The sequence below is a fragment of the Halomonas sp. TG39a genome (assembly GCF_000744395.1).
GTDB lineage: Bacteria > Pseudomonadota > Gammaproteobacteria > Pseudomonadales > Halomonadaceae > Vreelandella > Vreelandella ventosae_B.
In genome coordinates, this window is record NZ_JQLV01000002.1 from 85,828 (window position 1) to 104,067 (window position 18,240).

Genomic DNA, 18,240 nt, shown 5'->3' on the forward strand with positions numbered 1-18,240 from the left:
AGCCGCTGCGGTAAAGTAGCGGTCTTCTTTTATTGCGCCCCCCGGCACTGACGGCCTGATCAACTATGATTGCATCCTTGGACACCCGTACCGCCCCGTTTGAACGTTTGGGCAAAGATTACGTGCGATTTCTACAAGCCCTCAAAACCCGCGGCTTTGAGGGCGAAATAGCCCCCGATTATGCCAACCGCACGGTGCTGGCAACGGACAACTCGATTTATCAGCTTTTGCCCCAGGCAGCGGTTTACCCCAAGCACGCAGAAGATATTGAGCGCCTGACCCGGCTGGCCGCGCAAACCACCCATCGAGGGATTGTGTTAACGCCCCGCGGCGGCGGCACCGGCACTAACGGTCAGTCACTCACAGACGGCATTGTGGTGGATATCTCCCGCCATATGAACCAAATCCTTAACATCGATGTTGAAAACCGTCGGGTACGCGTCCAGGCCGGGGTGATCAAAGACCAGCTCAACGCTGCGCTAAAACCCCATGGGCTGTTTTTCGCCCCAGAACTCTCCACCTCCAATCGCGCCACCATTGGCGGCATGATTTCCACCGATGCCAGTGGCCAGGGCAGCTGCGAATACGGCAAAACCCGCGACCACGTGCTGGAACTCGATACCGTTCTGATCGGCGGCAAGCATCTGCACAGTCGTGCGTTAACCCAGGATGAAGAGCAGACTGAGCGCCAGCAGGAAGGCATTCTTGGTCGCGTGCATACCACCGCCGCCGAGATTATCGACCAGCAGCGCGGCCTGATAGAGTCAAAATTTCCGCCGCTCAACCGCTGTTTAACCGGCTACGATTTAGCCCACCTGCGCGATGATGAAGGCCAGCTTAATCTCAACAGCCTGCTGTGCGGCTCAGAAGGCTCATTGGGCTTTCTAAACGAAGCCGTGCTGAACGTGTTGCCGATCCCCAAGCACTCCACACTGGTCAATGTGCGCTATACCAGCTTTATGGACGCCTTGCGGGATGCCAAAACGCTGAAAGCCGCCAGCGCTCGGCCAACCTCCATCGAAACGGTGGATGACACAGTGCTTCAACTGGCCATGGAGGACTTTGTCTGGGACAGCGTGGCAGCGTTTTTCCCGGCAACCGATAGCGAACCCATTCGCGGTATTAACCTGATCGAGTTTAATGACGACGATGAAAGCGCCCTCGCCGAGCGGGTAAGGGCATTTACTGAACAGCTAAGCCAAGACACCGCCGTAGCGCGGCTAGGCTACACCCTGGCCGAAGGGCGAGGGCAGATCCAGAAAGTCTACGCCATGCGCAAACGCTCGGTGGGCCTGCTTGGCAACGTGCAGGGCGAGAAGCGACCCATTGCCTTTGTGGAAGACACCGCCGTACCGCCAGAGCATCTAGCCGATTTTATCGCCGAGTTCCGCGCCGCGCTGGATGCCCGAGGGCTTTCATACGGCATGTTTGGCCATGTGGATGCGGGAGTGCTGCACGTGCGCCCCGCCATCGATATGAAGGATCCCGAACAGGAAAAACTGATTCGTGAAGTTTCCGATGAGGTGGCAGCACTTACCCAGAAATATGGTGGCCTGCTGTGGGGCGAACACGGCAAGGGCGTGCGCTCGGAGTACGCGCCCAAATTCTTTGGCGAACTCTACCCTAGCCTACAGCGGGTCAAAGCGGCGTTTGATCCGTTTAATCAGCTTAACCCTGGCAAAATCGCATCACCTGCCGAAGATAGCGCGCTAATCGCCAAGGATAGCGACCCCGATCTACTCACCATCGATGGCGTACCCATGCGCGGCCAGTTTGACCGCACCATCGACGAGCGTGCCTGGCAGGCTTACGACGCTGCGGTCTACTGCAACGGCAACGGCGCCTGCTACAACTATGACTTTGACGACCCCATGTGCCCTTCGTGGAAGGCAACGCGGGACCGCCGCCACTCGCCCAAAGGCCGCGCTAGCTTGATCCGCGAATGGCTACGCCTACAGTCACAGGCAGGGATCGACGTCGTTGAAGAGTCACGTAAGAAGAAAGTCGAAGGCGGCTGGGGCTTTATTAAAAGCCTTCCACTGCGGGTGGCGAACACACTAAGCCGCAAGCAGCACCACGACTACTCCCACGAGGTTTACGACGCTATGGCGGGCTGTTTGGCGTGTAAATCCTGCGCGGGGCAATGCCCCATCAAGGTCAATGTCCCCCAGTTTCGCTCACAGTTTCTAGAGGTCTACCATGGCCGCTACCTGCGCCCGCTGCGCGACTACGTGATCGGCGGCACCGAGTTTATGCTGCCCACCCTGGCCAAGGCCGCACCGCTGTATAACGCGGTGATTGGCCAGGGCTGGGTGGAAAAACTAATGCGCAGCACATTGGGCATGAGTGATTCACCCGCCCTCTCTCGCGCCAGCGTGAAGAAACAGCTGAAGGCCTGGGGCATCGCTGAAGCAACGCCGCTCTCGCTGGCGCTATTAACCGAACAGCAGCGCGCCAATAGCGTGATTATCGTCCAGGATGCTTTCACCACCCACTTTGAAGCCAAGCTGGTAATGGACGTGGTGGAGCTGTTGTCTCGGCTCAATCTACGCGTGTTTGTGATGCCCTTTTCCGCGAACGGCAAACCGCTCCAGGTGCAGGGCTTTTTGGGCGCCTTCGAGCGCACCGCCGCCAAGCAGGCCGAGCGGCTCCGCACCCTGGCGCGCTTTGATATACCCATGGTCGGTATCGACCCGGCGATGACGCTGACCTACCGGCAAGAGTACGTTAAAGCGCTGGGCAATGAGGCGGTGCCGGAAGTGCTGATGCTGCAGGAGTGGCTGGCGACCCGCATTAACACGCTAGCGCCCAACCAGCTCCAGCTAACCGACCCAGGCTTTAAGCTGCTCTCCCACTGCACCGAGAAAACCAACGCGCCGGGTAGCCCCAAGGCGTGGCAGCAGGTGTTCGCGGCGTTTGGGTTAGAGCTCGAACTGATGGCCAGTGGCTGCTGCGGCATGTCCGGCACCTACGGCCACGAAACCCGCAACGCCGCCACCTCAAAAACCATATACGCCCAGTCGTGGCAACCTCAGGTAGAGGCCACGGAAAACAGTGGCAGGCTACTGGCTACCGGCTACTCCTGCCGCAGCCAGGTGAAACGTTACTCGAAGCAAGTGCTGCCCCATCCATTGCAAGCGCTATTGGCTGCATTGAAGCGGCACTAGGGCGTGATAAACAAACAGCGAGCAAGGTGTCGTTGTACTCAGAAGACTTCTTGTCTAACGTTGATATAATAATTGGTGTGCAGCACAAAAAGCTGTCACGCTCTCTACCAACGTGTCCATTTTTCAGGAGCCCTCTTGCTGCCTTTACTCCCCACCTTGGCCCGCCTAGGCGCTGGCGTTGTGCTTATGCTAAGCCTGACGGTCACAGCTGTCGCCCAGGAAAGCCGCGTTGAAACGCAGGTGGTCGAAGACACTCCCCGGGTAGAGATTTTGCCGCTCACCGGTAGCGTCACCGCTCCGCAAACCTCACAGTTGTCGAGCGCTGAAGCGGGTCAGGTCAGCGAACTAACGGTAGAGATGGGCGACACCGTCACTCAGGACCAACCGCTACTCTCCCTCGATACCCGCGACATTAGCCTGGAGAGCCAGCGTGCCCGCGCCGACTTGGCCCAGGCCGAAGCTGAGCGCGACGAAGCCCAACGCTTGGTGAGCGAGGCCAACCAGCTCTCGGCGCAAAGTATTGCCGCAAGCGAACGCCGCCAGCGTGAAAGTGTTTTAGCCGCTGCTCAGGCCGCGCTGGAAGCACGGGAAGCGGATTACTCGCTCACCCAACTACAGCTGGAGCGTCACCAAATACGTGCCCCCTTTGATGGCATGGTCACCCAGCGGGAGAGCAATGTGGGTGAGTGGGTCAACCCCGGCGATACGCTGCTGACGCTGATTGATTTATCTGCCCTGACGCTGGATTTTTCAGTACCGCTCTCCGCCTACCAGCGCTTTGAAGGCTCGCAGCTAGAGGTGCGTTTAGAGGGTAGTGATCAGTGGTACCCAGCGCGAACACTAGCGCGCATTCCCCTTGATGCCCGTTCACGGCAGTTTCTACTCCGCGCGGTGCCGGAAGAGCCACTGGAAATGCTCCCAGGCATGGCCGTAGAAGGCCGTTTGCAGCTTAACGGCGAAAGTGGCCCCAGCGTGCCGCGGGATGCGCTAATCCGCCGACCGGATGGTAGCGTTAGCGTTTGGCTCACCCGCCAAGAGGAGGAGACGTGGCAAGCGTTTGAACAGCGGGTTGAGATCGGCAGTAGCCACCAGGGCGAAGTCGCCATCAAAGAGGGCCTCTCGGCGGGTGATCGCGTCATCGTCGTCGGCAACGAACGCCTTGAAGAGGGGCAAAGCGTGTCCCTAAGCGACGACTAAAGGAGCCGCCCTCAGCTATGTTTGCCGCTATTATCCGTCACGGCATCTTGGTTAGCGTGATCACGCTAATCCTGTTGATTCTGGGTATCGCTGCTATCTGGCGCATACCCGTACAGATGATCCCCGACCTGGAAACCCGCGTAGTGGGCATCGAGACCCAGTGGCCGGGTGCGACACCGCAAGATATCGAGAAGGACATCTTGATTGAGCAGGAGGAGTTCCTGCGCAATGTGCCCAACCTGCAGCGCATGGAGTCTACCGCCAGCAGCGGTAGCGCCGAGATAGAACTGGAGTTCCCCTTCGGCGTTGATCTCACCGAAACCTTGATTCGGGTTAACAACGCGCTTAGCCAAGTGCCCTCCTATCCCAACAACGTCGACCAGCCGCGCATTGTCGCTAACTCTTTTTCCGCTAACGCCTTTATGTACTTTAACGTTGGCCCACGGGAAGGCAACCCGCGCCAGCTCGATATGCCGGCCATGCGCGATTACCTGGAAGATAACGTCCGCCCGCGCCTGGAGAGCGTTGCGGGCGTCTCGGAAGTCACGGTTTCCGGGGGCGCAGAGCGGCAAATGCAGTTGTTGATTAATCCCGAGGCACTGGCCGCCCGCGAGTTGAGCATTAGCGATATACAGGCAGCCCTGCAGGCCCGCAACCAGGATGTCTCTGGCGGTAATTTAGAGAGCGGCAAGCGTCGTTATCTGCTGCGTACCGTGGGGCGTTTCGAAGATGTCGAAAGCCTTGAAGCGCTGATTCTAGCCCGCGAAGGTGACGCAGTCACCCGGCTAAGCGATGTGGCTGAAGTGCGCCAATCCTATGCTGAGCTCACTTCCAGAGCCTACAACTCAGCGGGGGATCCGGTGCTTAGCGTGCAGGTTCGCCGGGAGCCAGGCGCCAATGTCATCGATATCAAGCGCGCCATGCTGGAAGAAGTCGACGCGCTAAACGAAGGCCTGCTGGCTGAGCAGGGTATGCGCATGACGCTCTCCAGCGACGATGTGCGCTACGTGGAGTCGTCAATTGCCAATGTGTGGGTCAACCTGGGCCTGGGTGCGCTGTTTGCCACCCTAGTGATGTACGCTTTTCTACGCTCAGCCCGAGCCACTTTTGCTGGTGTGATCGGCATTCCCATCTGCACCATCGCTGCCTTTCTAGGCCTGCTGCTGGCAGGCCGCACGCTCAACGTTATTTCACTGGCGGGTGTCGCTTTCGCCATTGGCATGACCATTGATAACACCATCGTGGTACTGGAGAGCATCGAGACCCAGCGCCGCCGTGGGCTCGCGCGTTTTGAAGCCGCTTTGGAGGGCGTTAAGCAAGTATGGCCCGCAGTTCTGGCCTCAACCCTCACGACTATTTTAGTCTTTGTGCCGATCTTCTTTATTCAGCAGGAAGCCGGTCAGCTCTACTCCGATATTGCGGTGGCCATCTCAACCTCGATTATTGTCTCGATGGTAGTGGCAATTACCGTGATCCCCACCCTGGGTGCGCATATCGATTTTCGCGGCAAAGAGAGCGCATCAACCTCATCACCACGATGGGTACGCAGCTGTTTATGGGTGGTTGATGGCATGATCCGCACGGCTTCACGGCGCTTTCTTGCCATCGTGCTGGGCGTTGTGGGAGGTATCGGCATTTTTGTTTGGCTAACACCCCCAGCGGAGTACCTGCCGGAAGGCGAAGAGGCCAAGACCTTTGCCAGTATGAATGCCCCGGCGAGTTACAATCTGGCTACCATGGATGCCATTGCCCAAACCCTGCAGCGTGAGCTTGAACCCCATGTAGGCGCCGACCCTGAAAATTTTGAGCGTGGCGATACCGATGTTCCGCCGATTCGCACCATGGGCATTCAGGCTGAAGCCCAGAGTTTGCGGATTATTGCTGAAACCATTGACCCCACCCATATCGAAGCCTTGATGGACGCCCTCACCCAACGCTTTGAAAGATATCCAGACATGCGCGCTTTTGCCGCCCGTGGCTCAATTATCTCCAGCAACGATGGCGGTACGCGCAGCATAACGCTGGATATTGCTGGCAATGATTTAAACCAGCTTTACACCACCGCCAATGCGATTTACCAGCGCGCCCAGACGGTTTTCGACAACCCGCGCATTCAGTCGCGGCCCTCTGCCTTGGATCTTGGTCAGCCGCTGATTGAGATTTACCCTGACTGGGAGCGCGCCGCCGAAGTCGGCATGGATACCGGCGAGCTGGGTACCACCGTGGCGGTACTTACCAACGGCGCCTACCTAGATGACTTTTACCTCGACGACGAAAAAATCGATCTTTACGGCTACGGCCCCGAAGCAGGAGATATCAACCTGGATGCCCTCGCCACGCTGCCGATTCACACCCCGTCGGGAATTAACGTTCCGCTCAACACCCTCGCTGACATACGGGAAACGGTGGGAACCGCCACATTACGGCGAGTAGATGGTCGCCGCAGCGTCACCCTGGATGTTATTCCTCCGCGCAGCGTGGCGTTGGAAGCGGGTATCGAGCGGATGCAGCGGGAGGTGATCGACTACTTAAGCGATGAAGGCGCGCTACCCGCTAACATTAATGTCACGGTGAGCGGTGCCGGGGATCAGTTAGACGCTACCCGGCAGGCGCTGACCGGCAATGCACTGATTGCGCTGGCGATTGTGTATCTTTTATTGGTGGCGATTTTCGCCCATTGGGGCTATCCACTGCTGATTCTCGCTACCATTCCATTGGGTGCCGCAGGCGGGATTGTCGGGCTCTGGCTGATGAATACTGTAGGCGCCCAACTGCCAAAAATAGGCTTGAACGCCATTAGCCAGCCGTTTGATATGATCACCATGCTGGGCTTTTTGATACTGATGGGCACGGTGGTCAACAACCCAATACTGGTGGTTCATCAGGCAAGGGAGAATCTACGCACGGCATCTATGGGCGTTCGTGAGGCCGTTCAACAGGCGGTTGAGAGCCGTTTGCGGCCTATCGCCATGACCACCCTCACTACCCTGTGTGGCCTTTCACCGCTGGTGTTTTTACCGGGGGAAGGCACCGAGCTTTACCGCGGCGTCGGCGCCATTGTGCTGTTCGGGCTGCTCGGCACGGCCATCGTCACCGTTACTTTTCTGCCCGCCCTTACGGTTGCCGTGCTCAGTTGGAAAACCAAAAAGGCGAACTAAAAGCTGCGGGTTAAAAAAACAGCCGCTTAAGCGCCAATCCGGGATCGCTTTCACGCATAAAGGCTTCGCCAACCAGAAAACCATTGACGTTATGGTCGCGCATCAGCTCAACGTCATCACGGGTATGAATGCCGGATTCGGTAATCACCGTGACGCCTTCGGGAATACGTGGCAGCAGATCAAGGGTGGTATTAAGACTGGTGTCAAAGGTGTGCAGGTTACGGTTATTGATACCTACCAGCTTTAAATCCAGCGCTAAAGCGCGCTCTAGCTCGTCCGCATCGTGAACCTCAACCAGTACATCCATTCCCAACTGAATAGCCTGCTGGTTCAGGTCGCGTAGCTGGGCATCGTCAAGCGCAGCCACGATCAGCAGAATACAGTCCGCACCGATCGCCCGCGCTTCACTGACCTGATAGCCGTGGGTGATAAAGTCTTTGCGAATCACCGGCAGCGAACACACATCCCGTGCGGCAATCAGATAGTCTTCGTGGCCCTGAAAAAAGTCCGCGTCGGTGAGTACCGACAAACAAGCCGCACCGCCCTGGGCATAGCTTTTGGCAATATCCGAAGGATGAAACTCTTCGCGAATTACCCCCTTCGAGGGCGACGCTTTTTTCACCTCCGCAATAATCGCCGGATCACCCGCTGCAATGCGCGCGTTGAGGGCTTCGATAAAACCACGCGGGGCGCTCTGCTTCTCCCCGAGGGCGAGCAGATCAGCTTCCGAAACTGCCTGACGGCGCTCAGCCACCTCCTGATCCTTACGGGCCAGAATGCGCGTTAAAATAGTCGGCGTTGCCTGTTGAGTCATGGTGATCTCTTTTGGTTTAACACTTATCTTGTTTATGAGCCTACTGCTTAAAAACGCTGGTGAAGTGCGAAAGCTCTTTAAGCTTCTCAAGCGGCAGTTTGGAGGCTTGGGCGTCCTGGGCCACCATCACACCCTCTTTTAACGTATCCGCGACGCCCGCACAGTAGAGCGCGGCCCCGGCATTTAGCGCGACCATATCGGCCGCGGCTCCCTCACCGGAAAGCGCGGCTTTAACCAAGCGCAGGCTATCTTCCGCACTATTAGCTTTCAGCGTTGCCAGGCTCTGGCGCTCTATGCCTAACGCTTCGGGTGTAATGGTGTACTGGGTAATCTCACCCTCTTTGAGTTCAGCCACCAAGGTGGGACTAGCCAGGGAAATCTCATCCAGGCCATCCTCTGAGTGCACCACCATCACGTGGCGGCTGCCGAGGGTTTTCAGCACTTCCGCCATCAGCGGCACCAGCTCCGGCGCGTAAACGCCCAGCACTTGGTTGGGAGCGCCCGCCGGGTTGGTCAACGGGCCCAAAATATTAAACAGCGTGCGCACGCCCATTTCACGGCGGGGGCCGATGGCATAGCGCATCGCCGGGTGGTGGTTGGGGGCGAACATAAAGCCTACGCCCACCTGCTCAATACAGCGCGCCACCTGGTCAGGCTTAAGATCCAGGTAAATACCCGCTACATCAAACAGATCAGCACTGCCCGACGATGATGAAACGCTGCGGTTACCGTGCTTGGCCACATGGGCACCGGCGGCGGCGGCGACAAAACTGGCGGCGGTGGAAACGTTAAACAGGTTCGCACCATCGCCACCGGTGCCGACGATGTCTACAACGTTTTCGGCCTGCAGTTCTACGCGCTTCATCAGCTCGCGCATTACCTGCGCGGCGGCGCTGATCTCTACCGCGCTTTCGCCCTTCATGGCTAAACCGACCAGCAGGCCACCAATTTGCGCGTCAGACGCATCGCCGGTCATGATTTGGCGCATCAAGGCGTGCATGGCATCGAAAGAGAGGTCTTCGCGGCGCATCACCGCATTAATCGCGTCTCGCATTTGCATGAGCAGAGGGGCCCCTAAAAGCGTGTGAAACCGGCCATCAGCCGCGTTTTAAAAAGTTGGCCAACAGCTCATGGCCTTGGCGGGTAAGAATCGACTCAGGGTGAAACTGCACCCCTTCAATATCCAGCTCGCGGTGACGAAATCCCATGACTAAACCGGGGGTCACGTCGTCATCACCTGTCCAGGCAGTGACTTCCAAACAGTCGGGCAAGCTTGCCTTATCGACCACCAGGGAGTGATAGCGGGTAACCTCAACAGGATTATCCAGCCCTTCGAACACGCCTTGGTTAGCATGCAGTACAGCCGAGGTTTTACCGTGCATCACCTGCGGGGCGTGCACTACCTTGCCACCATACACTTGGCCAATCGCCTGATGCCCCAGGCAGACGCCTAGAATAGGCAGCTTGCCAGCGAAATACTCAATGGCAGCCATGGAGATTCCTGCTTCATTGGGCGTGCAGGGTCCTGGCGACACCATTAAGTGCGTCGGCGCCAGCGCTTCGATCCGCTCAATGGTAATGTGGTCATTAAGATAAGTGATCACTTCCGCGCCCAGCTCGCCCAGGTACTGGACAATGTTAAACGTAAAGCTGTCGTAGTTGTCGATCATGAGCACTTTCTGCGCTGCCTGATTTAGCACCGACTGAGCTTGCGCCATCGCCCCACTTACTCCATTGCGTCATTTCGGTCACAGATGAAACCGCTAAGCGATGATGATACCGCAACCGAGCACTCCCTTGCAGGGGTTAAGTACCACCACGAAGAAACCGTTCGGCAATTCATAAGGCAAGCTATGCTTATATGTATAGTAGTGTTCAGCATAGTGGCACTTTTCCCGAGGGTGAATCCCTCCTTGGGCAATATCTGTTTTGGCCTAACGTTGCATTGGAACTGGCAACAGGCCAGCGCAGTCTTTATTATCTGCCGTCTTTTGTGATCATTTTTGTCATAGTGTTTGTGATCGTTTTTGTAGTAGTTTTTCAGCCAGTTAGGAGCGTGGAATGTCAAAGCGGGTTACCTGGGTGTGTACGCTCTTATTTGCCGCGCTGATAAGTGCTGCGCCAGCCTATGCCAGCACAACGCTACGCGTTATTGCCTCTTTCTCAGTCATGGAGGAGTTGGTCAAACGGGTGGCCGGCGACACGGTTAGCGTCAACGTCATTGTTCCACGAGGAGAAGATGTTCATCGCTGGGAGTTAACCCCGCCCAATGTACTGGCGTTAGAAGAGACCCATATTGTGTTTTATAACGGGCTGGGGCTGGAGCCGTGGATACGCCATGTTGAAGCGATGTCCCACGACCAGCTGACCCTAGTAGAGGTGGCGGAAAAGGCCGACTATTCACCGCTAATGATCTCAACAGGGCAGTATAAAGGCGAGTTAGACCCACATATGTGGATGGATCCCGAGGGGGCTGCCGCCTACATCGATGTAATTGCCGAGACGCTAGCTGAGCATTTACCCGACCAGGCCGATGCCTTTTATGCTCGGGCTGAAGAGGCACGCAAGGCACTGAGCACGCTTAACCAAACAGTGAAAGAGCGGCTTGATGGGATTCCACAAACCAACCGAACCTTAATGACCAGTGAAGCTGGTTTTGGCTATTTCGCCCGCGCCTACGCCTTTGAAACCCTGGGAGTGTGGGGCGTTAATCACGAGACCCAGGGCAGTGCCGAGGCAATGGCCAAGATGAGCGAATATCTGGCTAATAACCGCCCTCGCCCGCCAGCGCTGTTTTTTGAAAGCACCACGCCCAGTATTCATATGGACGCCCTATCACGGGAGGCCTCGCTTCCCCTAGCAGGCCCGCTGTATGTCGACTCGCTGAGCGGTGCAGATGGCCCGGCGGCCAACTACTCAGCGATGCTGCAACATAATGCTGAAGTGATGCATACCGCTCTAGGGGGCGCGACGGCCGAGTAGCAGTTCGGTTAACGAACTCAGCACTAGATCAGGGTGACTGTTGTCGATCGGCTCCCCATGATTATAGCCGTAGGGCAACCCGAGGGTGGTAAAGCCCGCCGCCTTACCAGCCGCCATATCGTGACGTGAATCGCCGATCATCACACACTCATCTGGCGCTATTTGGCAGTGTTGAGCAGCGTGCAGCAGCGGCAGAGGGTGGGGCTTTTTTTCGGCCAGCGAATCGCCGCCAATCAAGAGGGTAAAATAGTCCAACAGCTCGAAGTGTGTTAGCAGCGGTTCAATAAAGCGCTCGGGCTTATTGGTGATCAGCACCAACGTTAGGCCGTGTTGATACAGTGCCTGAAGTGCCTGCTTAACCCCAGGGTACAGCGTCGTCAGGGTATTGGATGCCGCGCCATAGTGGCGCATAAATGCCTCATAGGCGCGCTGCTGAAGCACGGGGTCGGGCGCTGCTTTTCGCGCCCAGGTCAGGGCTCTTTCGACTAATACCGGCGCGCCATTGCCAACCCAGCCCCGCACCTCTGTTTCACCCGGCATGGGCAACGCCAGCTCGCTTAACGTGCGCGCCACTGCGACTGCAAGGTCGGGCACTGAGTCGATCAGAGTGCCGTCCAAGTCGAAGGCAAGCAGCCGCTTCCCCTGTAGCACTGAATGTAGTTCTGAGTAGTGGATTGGATGTACTTTCAATGCTCTCTATTCCCATGTGGATTTGAAAACCAGTTTACCTGCTTAAAACAAAGGATCGCATTAGTCAGAAGCGCGAGAACCTTCTATGCTAGGGCTAATTTAGTTAAGGAGGTAGTGATATGCCCACTCCCAGAATCGTGATTGTTGGCGGCGGTGCGGGCGGCTTAGCCCTTGCCACGCGATTAGGCCGTACCTTAGGTAAGCGCAAACGCGCAGAAATTGTGCTGCTGGATCGCAATACCACCCATGTCTGGAAACCGCTGCTCCACGAACTGGCCACTGGCGTGCTGAATTCGAGCATGGACGAGGTGGATCTTCGCGGGCACTCCTCTGCTCACTTCTATCGCTACCAGCGTGGCTCGCTGACCGGCATAAATCGCGAGCAGCGGACACTGCAACTCGCGCCTATCAATGATGAGGACGGTCAAGAAGTGCTACCCGCCAGGGAGCTTACCTATGACTATCTGGTCATGGCCATAGGCAGCGTCTCCAACGATTTCGGCACACCCGGCGTTGCGGAGCACTGCCACTTTATTGACTCGCCCCAGCAGGCCAAGGCGTTCCAGCGCGATATGATCAATACCTTTCTGCGCTATACCGATCCCAACCTGCGTCAGCATACTCAGTTGACCATTGGGATTGTGGGGGGTGGCGCCACGGGAGTAGAGCTTGCCGCCGAATTGTTTGACGCTTCGCGCATGCTCAATGCCTATGGCGTGACGGCGCTGGATAACCAGCAAATCAGTGTGCACTTGCTAGAAGCAGCCCCGCGTTTGCTGCCGGGGCTTTCGGAACGGGTCAGTCAAACGGTTAAAACAGAACTTGAAGAGATGGGCGTGACGGTTCACACCGATACCGCCGTGAAAGAAGCGCAAGCGTATCAGTTGGTCACTGGTGATGATGAAGTGATTAAGACCGACATTAACGTCTGGGCAGCGGGGATCAAAGCACCCCCGTTTTTGGCGGAACTAGGCCTTACGACGAATAAGAAAAACCAAATTGAAGTCAACAGCACTCTGCAGAGTGTCGATGATGAGAAGATTTTTGCCTTAGGCGATTGCGCCAGTTGCCCAATGGGGGAAAGTGGCACGGTGCCGCCTCGCGCCCAGGCGGCTCATCAGCAGGCCAAGCTGCTCGCCAAAAATATCGTTAATCAACTGGAAGGCAAACCGCTCGCCGATTTCCGCTACCGCGATCACGGCTCGCTAGTATCGTTAGCCCGATACGATGCAGTGGGCAATTTAATGCGTAGTTCCGCCTCCAAGGGGCTATTTTTAGAGGGCTGGCTGGCTCGCCAAGCCTATGCATCGCTCTACCGCATGCACCAGCTCTCTATTCATGGGGCGCCGAAGACGGGGCTAGCGTGGCTGGTCGATAAGCTGAATCGCTACTTAAAGCCGCGCATGAAGCTTCACTAAACAACACTGACGTTTACTTGGCCAGCGCAGCACGCATCTGCTTGATCACGGTGTCATAGCCGTGCGGGTCGCTGGCTTGGTGAGCGCTAAAGATAGCAGATCCGGCCACAAAGGTGTCAGCGCCCGCGGCGGCGATCTCGCCGATATTATCCACTTTCACCCCACCGTCGATCTCCAGACGAATCGGACGTCCTGAGGCATCAATGCGCGCCCGCGCCTCGCGTAGTTTGTTTAACGTGCCAGGGATAAAGGACTGACCGCCAAAGCCAGGGTTAACGCTCATCAGCAGCACCATATCGACTTTATCCATCACGTAGTCGAGATAGGAGAGCGGCGTGGCCGGGTTAAACACTAAGCCTGCCTGACAACCGCCATCACGAATTAACTGCAATGAGCGATCAACGTGCTCAGAGGCTTCCGGGTGAAACGTAATGTAGCTGGCACCCGCCTCAATAAAGTCACTGATCATGCGGTCTACCGGCTTGACCATTAGGTGGACGTCAATCGGTGCCGTCACCCCGTGCTGGCGCAACGCTTTGCATACCATAGGGCCAATGGTGAGGTTGGGCACATAGTGATTGTCCATGACATCGAAGTGCACCACATCCGCGCCAGCCGCCAGCACGTTATCTACTTCCTCGCCAAGCCGCGCAAAGTTAGCGGAAAGAATAGAGGGGGCAATCAAAAAGTCCTGCGCAGCGGTCATAGCACGTTCCTAAATTAACAGGGGAATGAGCCTTCTATGTTACCAGAGCCACCCACTAAGCCCCATCACCTACACGACTTTGCATTGGGCATCTGCGCACACTCATATTCTCAAATAGAATATAAAACATGATTGTAATTCCACATTGATAGATTTAACCTTGCCCATATTGCGATAAGACGCGCTTACACTTTTGAAGGAGCTAGTTTATGACACTGCCGACTATTTTCCGCCGCAGCCTGATTGCGCTTGCCTTAGGCGTCACGGTGAGCAGCCCTGCCGCTGCCCAGGAGCGTGAACTGCTTAATTCGTCCTACGATATCGCTCGCGAGCTGTTTGCGGCGATTAATCCTGAGTTTCAAGCCTGGTGGCAGGAAGAGCACGGCGAAGAGATTGAGATCAGCCAGTCCCACGGCGGCTCCTCTGCCCAAGCGCGCGCAATTTTGCAGGGCCTGCGTGCCGATGTGGTGACCTTCAACCAGGTGACCGACGTGCAGGTACTTGCCGAGGCCGGGCTGGTGGCCGAAGATTGGCAGGATGCGTTTGAGAACAACGCTTCGCCCTATTACTCCACTACCGCGTTCTTAGTGCGTAAAGGCAACCCTAAAGGCATCGAAAGCTGGGACGACTTGGTTAATGAAGACGTGGAAATGGTGTTCCCTAACCCCAAAACCTCGGGCAATGGTCGCTACACCTACTTAGCGGCTTGGGGCTTTGCCGAAAACGAATTTGATGGCGATGAAGAGCAAATCGAAGAGTTTATGCGCACCTTCTTGGCCAACGTAGCGGTATTTGATACCGGCGGCCGTGGGGCGACCACTAGTTTTATCGAGCGTGAAATTGGCGATGTGCTGATTAGCTTTGAGTCGGAAGTGAACAACATCCGCAGCGAATACGGCAGCGACGATTACGAAGTGATCGTGCCCCCCGTGAGCATCCTGGCCGAATTCCCGGTGGCGGTCGTCGGTGAAAACGCCGAGCGCAACGGTAACAGCGATTTGGCCCAGAGCTATCTTGAGTACCTCTATACCGAAGAGACTCAGCGCCTGCTCGCGGGCTTCAACTACCGGGTGCATAACGAAGCCGTGGTTGAAGAGTTTGCCGATCAATTCCCGGAAACCGAACTGCTTGAAGTTGATGATGTGTTCGGCAGCTGGGACGAGGCCATGGAGACCCACTTTGAGGGTGGCGCCCTTCTCGACCAGTTACAGCGTCGCTAATATTCACCTATGAGCCAGCCTGAACTATGAGTCAACTTGCCTCCTGGCGATCCGGCAGCACACGCGTGCTGCCGGGTTTTGGCCTTTCTATGGGCATCAGCGTGCTATTTATTTCGCTGGTACTGCTGCTGCCGATTACCGGCCTGTTTGGCCAGTTAGCGGGGCTTAGCCTTGCCGAGTACTGGGCAATCATCACCGAAGGTCGCGTCGTCGCCAGCTACATGGTCACCATCGGCGCAGCGGCAGTGGCAGCCATCATTAACGCCATCTTTGGGCTGTTACTAGCTTGGGTATTGGTGCGCTATGAATTTCCCGGTAAACGACTGCTCGACGCGCTGATGGATCTACCTTTCGCGCTGCCCACCGCCGTGGCAGGCATTACGCTGGCAACGCTTTACGCCAGCAGCGGCTGGATGGGTGGATTGCTGGAGCCGCTGGGCTTTCAAGTCGCTTACACCTGGGTGGGCATTGCGCTGGCCATGGCGTTTACCAGTATTCCATTTGTCGTGCGTACGGTGCAGCCGGTGTTAGAGGACTTGCCTACCGAAGTCGACGAAGCCGCCATGTCGCTGGGTGCTACCGACGGTGTGGCATTTCGCCGTGTCATCCTGCCGCATATCTGGCCCGCCTTGGTGACCGGTACTGGGCTTGCGTTTGTGCGTTCGCTGGGCGAGTTCGGCGCGATTATCTTTATCGCTGGCAATATGCCTTACGAAACGGAAATCACCGCGCTGATGATTTTCGTCAAGCTGCAGGAGTATGACTATGCCGGGGCATCGGCAATTGCCTCAGTGGTATTGTTCGTATCGCTTGCACTGCTACTGGCGATTAATATTTGGCAGGGCCGCTTTGTGCGCCGCCTGCATGGAGGTAAGGGGTAATGCGTCGAATTGGTGATGCGCCGCTTATCCGGCGCCTATTGATCGGTATCGCTCTGGTGCTGTCGGCGCTGTTCTTGCTGCTGCCGTTAGTTGCCATTTTTGCCCAGGCGTTCTCACAGGGCGTTATGGTTTTCTGGGCCAACGTCAGTGATACCTTTACCCTGCTTGCGATTGGCTTAACGCTGATGATTGCGCTGTTAACCATCCCCGTGTGCCTGGTATTCGGCGTTGCTCTGGCATGGCTGGTCACGCGCTTCAGTTTTCCTGGCCGACGCATTCTGCAAACGCTTATCGATATTCCCTTTGCGGTATCGCCCGTTGTTGCTGGCCTTATTTATCTTTTGCTATATGGTCGCAACGGCTGGATCGGCGGATGGCTGGATAGCTACGATATCCAGCTGATGTTCTCCTGGCCGGGCATTCTAATGGTGACCATTTTTGTCACCTGCCCCTTTATCGCCCGGGAGCTGATTCCGCTGATGCAGGCGCAGGGTTCCCGTGAAGAGGAAGCCGCCGTGGTTCTGGGCGCATCCGGCTGGACAACTTTTCGTCGCGTCACGCTGCCCAACATTCGCTGGGCACTACTGTATGGCGTGATTCTTACCAACGCCCGTGCGGTGGGGGAGTTTGGTGCTGTATCGGTGGTCTCCGGCGCTATTCGCGGCAAGACCAATACGCTACCACTGCACCTTGAGCAGCTTTATCAGGATTATAACGCCGTGGGGGCATTTGCCTGCGCGGCCCTACTCGCATTGATTGCCCTACTGACGCTCGCCGCCAAGGCCGGGCTGGAATGGCGCGCAGCGCGCCGGGAGGCATTTGCATGAGCATTCATTTACATAACATCGCTAAGCACTTCGGCAATACCCAGGCGCTAGAGCCGATCAACCTGGATATTCACGAGGGCGAGCTGGTTGGTCTACTCGGCCCTTCGGGGTCGGGCAAAACCACCCTGCTGCGGATTATCGCCGGTTTGGAAAATGCTGACCGCTCTAATCAACCGGGTAAGATTCTGTTCGGCGACCGCGATGTTACCAACGTGCATGTGCGCGACCGGCGTATCGGCTTCGTGTTCCAGCACTACGCGCTGTTCCGCCATATGAGTGTTTACGACAACGTGGCCTTTGGGTTGACCGTTCTATCCCGCAAGCGCCGCCCCAGCAGTGGCGAGATCCGTGCCCGGGTATTTAGGCTGCTGGAAATGGTCAAGCTGGAGCACCTTGCCAATCGTTACCCTGCCCAGCTTTCAGGCGGCCAGCAGCAGCGGGTCTCGCTGGCCCGCGCATTAGCCGTAGAGCCGGAAGTACTGCTGTTGGACGAGCCGTTTGGCGCACTCGATGCCAAGGTACGTCAGGAGCTTCGCCGCTGGCTGCGCCATCTCCACGACGAACTCAACTTTACCAGTGTGTTTGTCACCCACGATCAGGAAGAGGCGCTGGAGTTATCTGACCGCGTGGTGGTAATGAGCAATGGCCGCATTGAGCAGATTGACACTCCCGATGAGCTCTACCGCACACCCAAAAACCGCTTTGTGTTTGAGTTTCTGGGCGATGTAAATCATCTTGAAGGCAACGTAAGCAACGGTGTTCTGACCTGCGGTGACGCCTACTGGCACGCTGATCTGCCCGATGGTCATCAAGAGCTATTGCTGCGCCCTCATGAAGTACGCCTAACCGAACAGCCCACCGCTGAAAGCCACCTACCGGTCACCATCACGGCGATCTCGCCAGTGGGTGCCGAAGTACGCGTGGAGCTAGAGGCTGATTGGCTGGCCCAGCCGTGGCTGGCCACCGTGCGCCATACGGACTTTGAACACCTGGCGCTACAACGTGGGCAGCGCTTATTCGCTCATCCGCGCCACTGGCGTCGTTTCCCTAAGATAGAAGCGAAAGCGGCAGAACAAACCCGCGTCGCTTAGGAAGAACGTTCTTAAATCCCCAGCATTTAATAACTTCAGTACTTAAAAACCTTAGCACTTAAAGCCCCAGCAGCTAACGTTGTCGGGGC

Annotated in this window: 14 protein-coding genes; 9 read left to right on the top strand and 5 right to left on the bottom strand. The window is 56.7% G+C overall.

Translation table 11 applies throughout. The annotated features are described in order from the left end of the window. The first annotated feature begins 65 nt into the window (after positions 1 to 65). From ydiJ to U738_RS18520, 3 genes are all read left to right on the top strand, one after another. Positions 66 to 3,167 carry a D-2-hydroxyglutarate dehydrogenase YdiJ gene (gene ydiJ / locus U738_RS18510; protein WP_035583941.1) on the top strand — a complete coding sequence of 1,034 codons (3,102 nt, stop codon included), beginning with the start codon at positions 66 to 68 and terminating at the stop codon, positions 3,165 to 3,167. A 135-nt stretch (positions 3,168 to 3,302) separates the two neighbouring features. Next, positions 3,303 to 4,364, top strand: a complete 1,062-nt coding sequence (locus U738_RS18515; protein WP_235208664.1) for an efflux RND transporter periplasmic adaptor subunit — start codon at positions 3,303 to 3,305, stop codon at positions 4,362 to 4,364. A 17-nt stretch (positions 4,365 to 4,381) separates the two neighbouring features. Continuing rightward, positions 4,382 to 7,522 carry an efflux RND transporter permease subunit gene (locus U738_RS18520; RefSeq protein ID WP_035583944.1) on the top strand — a complete coding sequence of 1,047 codons (3,141 nt, stop codon included), beginning with the start codon at positions 4,382 to 4,384 and terminating at the stop codon, positions 7,520 to 7,522. A gap of 10 nt (positions 7,523 to 7,532) precedes the next feature. On the opposite strand, the gene trpC is transcribed toward U738_RS18520, so the two are convergent. From trpC to U738_RS18535, 3 genes are read right to left on the bottom strand one after another with little or no spacing between them, the layout of a single operon-like run. After that, positions 7,533 to 8,336: an indole-3-glycerol phosphate synthase TrpC gene (gene trpC, locus U738_RS18525; protein ID WP_035583946.1), complete on the bottom strand. Its 804-nt coding sequence runs from the start codon at positions 8,334 to 8,336 to the stop codon at positions 7,533 to 7,535. A 40-nt stretch (positions 8,337 to 8,376) separates the two neighbouring features. Then, the gene (trpD, locus tag U738_RS18530) at positions 8,377 to 9,396 is read right to left on the bottom strand and encodes an anthranilate phosphoribosyltransferase (RefSeq protein WP_035583948.1); all 1,020 of its coding nucleotides are present in this window, start codon (positions 9,394 to 9,396) and stop codon (positions 8,377 to 8,379) included. Positions 9,397 to 9,433: 37 nt separating this feature from the next. Beyond that, positions 9,434 to 10,054: an anthranilate synthase component II gene (locus U738_RS18535; RefSeq protein WP_050713352.1), complete on the bottom strand. Its 621-nt coding sequence runs from the start codon at positions 10,052 to 10,054 to the stop codon at positions 9,434 to 9,436. Positions 10,055 to 10,397: 343 nt separating this feature from the next. Here U738_RS18535 and U738_RS18540 point away from each other — a divergent pair, with 343 nt between their 5' ends. After that, the gene (locus U738_RS18540; RefSeq protein ID WP_035583950.1) at positions 10,398 to 11,318 is read left to right on the top strand and encodes a metal ABC transporter substrate-binding protein; all 921 of its coding nucleotides are present in this window, start codon (positions 10,398 to 10,400) and stop codon (positions 11,316 to 11,318) included. On the opposite strand, the gene U738_RS18545 is transcribed toward U738_RS18540, so the two are convergent. Further along, positions 11,295 to 12,008, bottom strand: a complete 714-nt coding sequence (locus U738_RS18545; protein ID WP_035583951.1) for a phosphoglycolate phosphatase — start codon at positions 12,006 to 12,008, stop codon at positions 11,295 to 11,297. The genes U738_RS18540 and U738_RS18545 overlap by 24 nt on opposite strands. Before the next feature lie 119 nt (positions 12,009 to 12,127). Between U738_RS18545 and U738_RS18550 the strand changes: the two genes are divergently transcribed. Then, on the top strand, positions 12,128 to 13,426 hold the full coding sequence (locus U738_RS18550) for an NAD(P)/FAD-dependent oxidoreductase (protein ID WP_035583953.1): 1,299 nt from the start codon (positions 12,128 to 12,130) through the stop codon (positions 13,424 to 13,426). Positions 13,427 to 13,439: 13 nt separating this feature from the next. Here U738_RS18550 and rpe read toward each other — a convergent pair whose 3' ends face one another. Beyond that, positions 13,440 to 14,132, bottom strand: a complete 693-nt coding sequence (gene rpe, locus U738_RS18555; protein WP_035583955.1) for a ribulose-phosphate 3-epimerase — start codon at positions 14,130 to 14,132, stop codon at positions 13,440 to 13,442. Positions 14,133 to 14,341: 209 nt separating this feature from the next. On the opposite strand from rpe, the gene cysP reads away from it, so the two are divergent. From cysP to U738_RS18575, 4 genes are read left to right on the top strand one after another with little or no spacing between them, the layout of a single operon-like run. Continuing rightward, on the top strand, positions 14,342 to 15,352 hold the full coding sequence (cysP, locus tag U738_RS18560; protein WP_035583957.1) for a thiosulfate ABC transporter substrate-binding protein CysP: 1,011 nt from the start codon (positions 14,342 to 14,344) through the stop codon (positions 15,350 to 15,352). A 26-nt stretch (positions 15,353 to 15,378) separates the two neighbouring features. Beyond that, positions 15,379 to 16,233, top strand: a complete 855-nt coding sequence (gene cysT, locus U738_RS18565) for a sulfate ABC transporter permease subunit CysT (RefSeq protein ID WP_035583959.1) — start codon at positions 15,379 to 15,381, stop codon at positions 16,231 to 16,233. Beyond that, positions 16,233 to 17,060 (top strand): sulfate ABC transporter permease subunit CysW, encoded by an 828-nt coding sequence (gene cysW / locus U738_RS18570; protein WP_035583960.1) that lies wholly within the window; start codon positions 16,233 to 16,235, stop codon positions 17,058 to 17,060. Before cysT ends, cysW begins: the two co-directional genes overlap by 1 nt. Then, entirely contained in the window at positions 17,057 to 18,151 is a 1,095-nt protein-coding gene (locus tag U738_RS18575) for a sulfate/molybdate ABC transporter ATP-binding protein (protein ID WP_035583962.1), read from the top strand. The genes cysW and U738_RS18575 overlap by 4 nt, the downstream gene beginning before the upstream one ends. Positions 18,152 to 18,240 lie beyond the last annotated feature (89 nt).

What these genes read in the sequence shown, in the direction of transcription:
- ydiJ (WP_035583941.1), top strand. Translation starts at nt 66, where the DNA reads ATGATTGCATCCTTGGACACCCGTACCGCCCCGTTTGAACGTTTGGGC.
- U738_RS18520 (WP_035583944.1), top strand. Translation starts at nt 4,382, where the DNA reads ATGTTTGCCGCTATTATCCGTCACGGCATCTTGGTTAGCGTGATCACG.
- trpC (WP_035583946.1), bottom strand. Translation starts at nt 8,336, where the DNA reads ATGACTCAACAGGCAACGCCGACTATTTTAACGCGCATTCTGGCCCGT.
- trpD (WP_035583948.1), bottom strand. Translation starts at nt 9,396, where the DNA reads ATGCAAATGCGAGACGCGATTAATGCGGTGATGCGCCGCGAAGACCTC.
- U738_RS18535 (WP_050713352.1), bottom strand. Translation starts at nt 10,054, where the DNA reads ATGGCGCAAGCTCAGTCGGTGCTAAATCAGGCAGCGCAGAAAGTGCTC.
- U738_RS18540 (WP_035583950.1), top strand. Translation starts at nt 10,398, where the DNA reads ATGTCAAAGCGGGTTACCTGGGTGTGTACGCTCTTATTTGCCGCGCTG.
- U738_RS18550 (WP_035583953.1), top strand. Translation starts at nt 12,128, where the DNA reads ATGCCCACTCCCAGAATCGTGATTGTTGGCGGCGGTGCGGGCGGCTTA.
- rpe (WP_035583955.1), bottom strand. Translation starts at nt 14,132, where the DNA reads ATGACCGCTGCGCAGGACTTTTTGATTGCCCCCTCTATTCTTTCCGCT.
- cysP (WP_035583957.1), top strand. Translation starts at nt 14,342, where the DNA reads ATGACACTGCCGACTATTTTCCGCCGCAGCCTGATTGCGCTTGCCTTA.
- cysT (WP_035583959.1), top strand. Translation starts at nt 15,379, where the DNA reads ATGAGTCAACTTGCCTCCTGGCGATCCGGCAGCACACGCGTGCTGCCG.
- cysW (WP_035583960.1), top strand. Translation starts at nt 16,233, where the DNA reads ATGCGTCGAATTGGTGATGCGCCGCTTATCCGGCGCCTATTGATCGGT.
- U738_RS18575 (WP_035583962.1), top strand. Translation starts at nt 17,057, where the DNA reads ATGAGCATTCATTTACATAACATCGCTAAGCACTTCGGCAATACCCAG.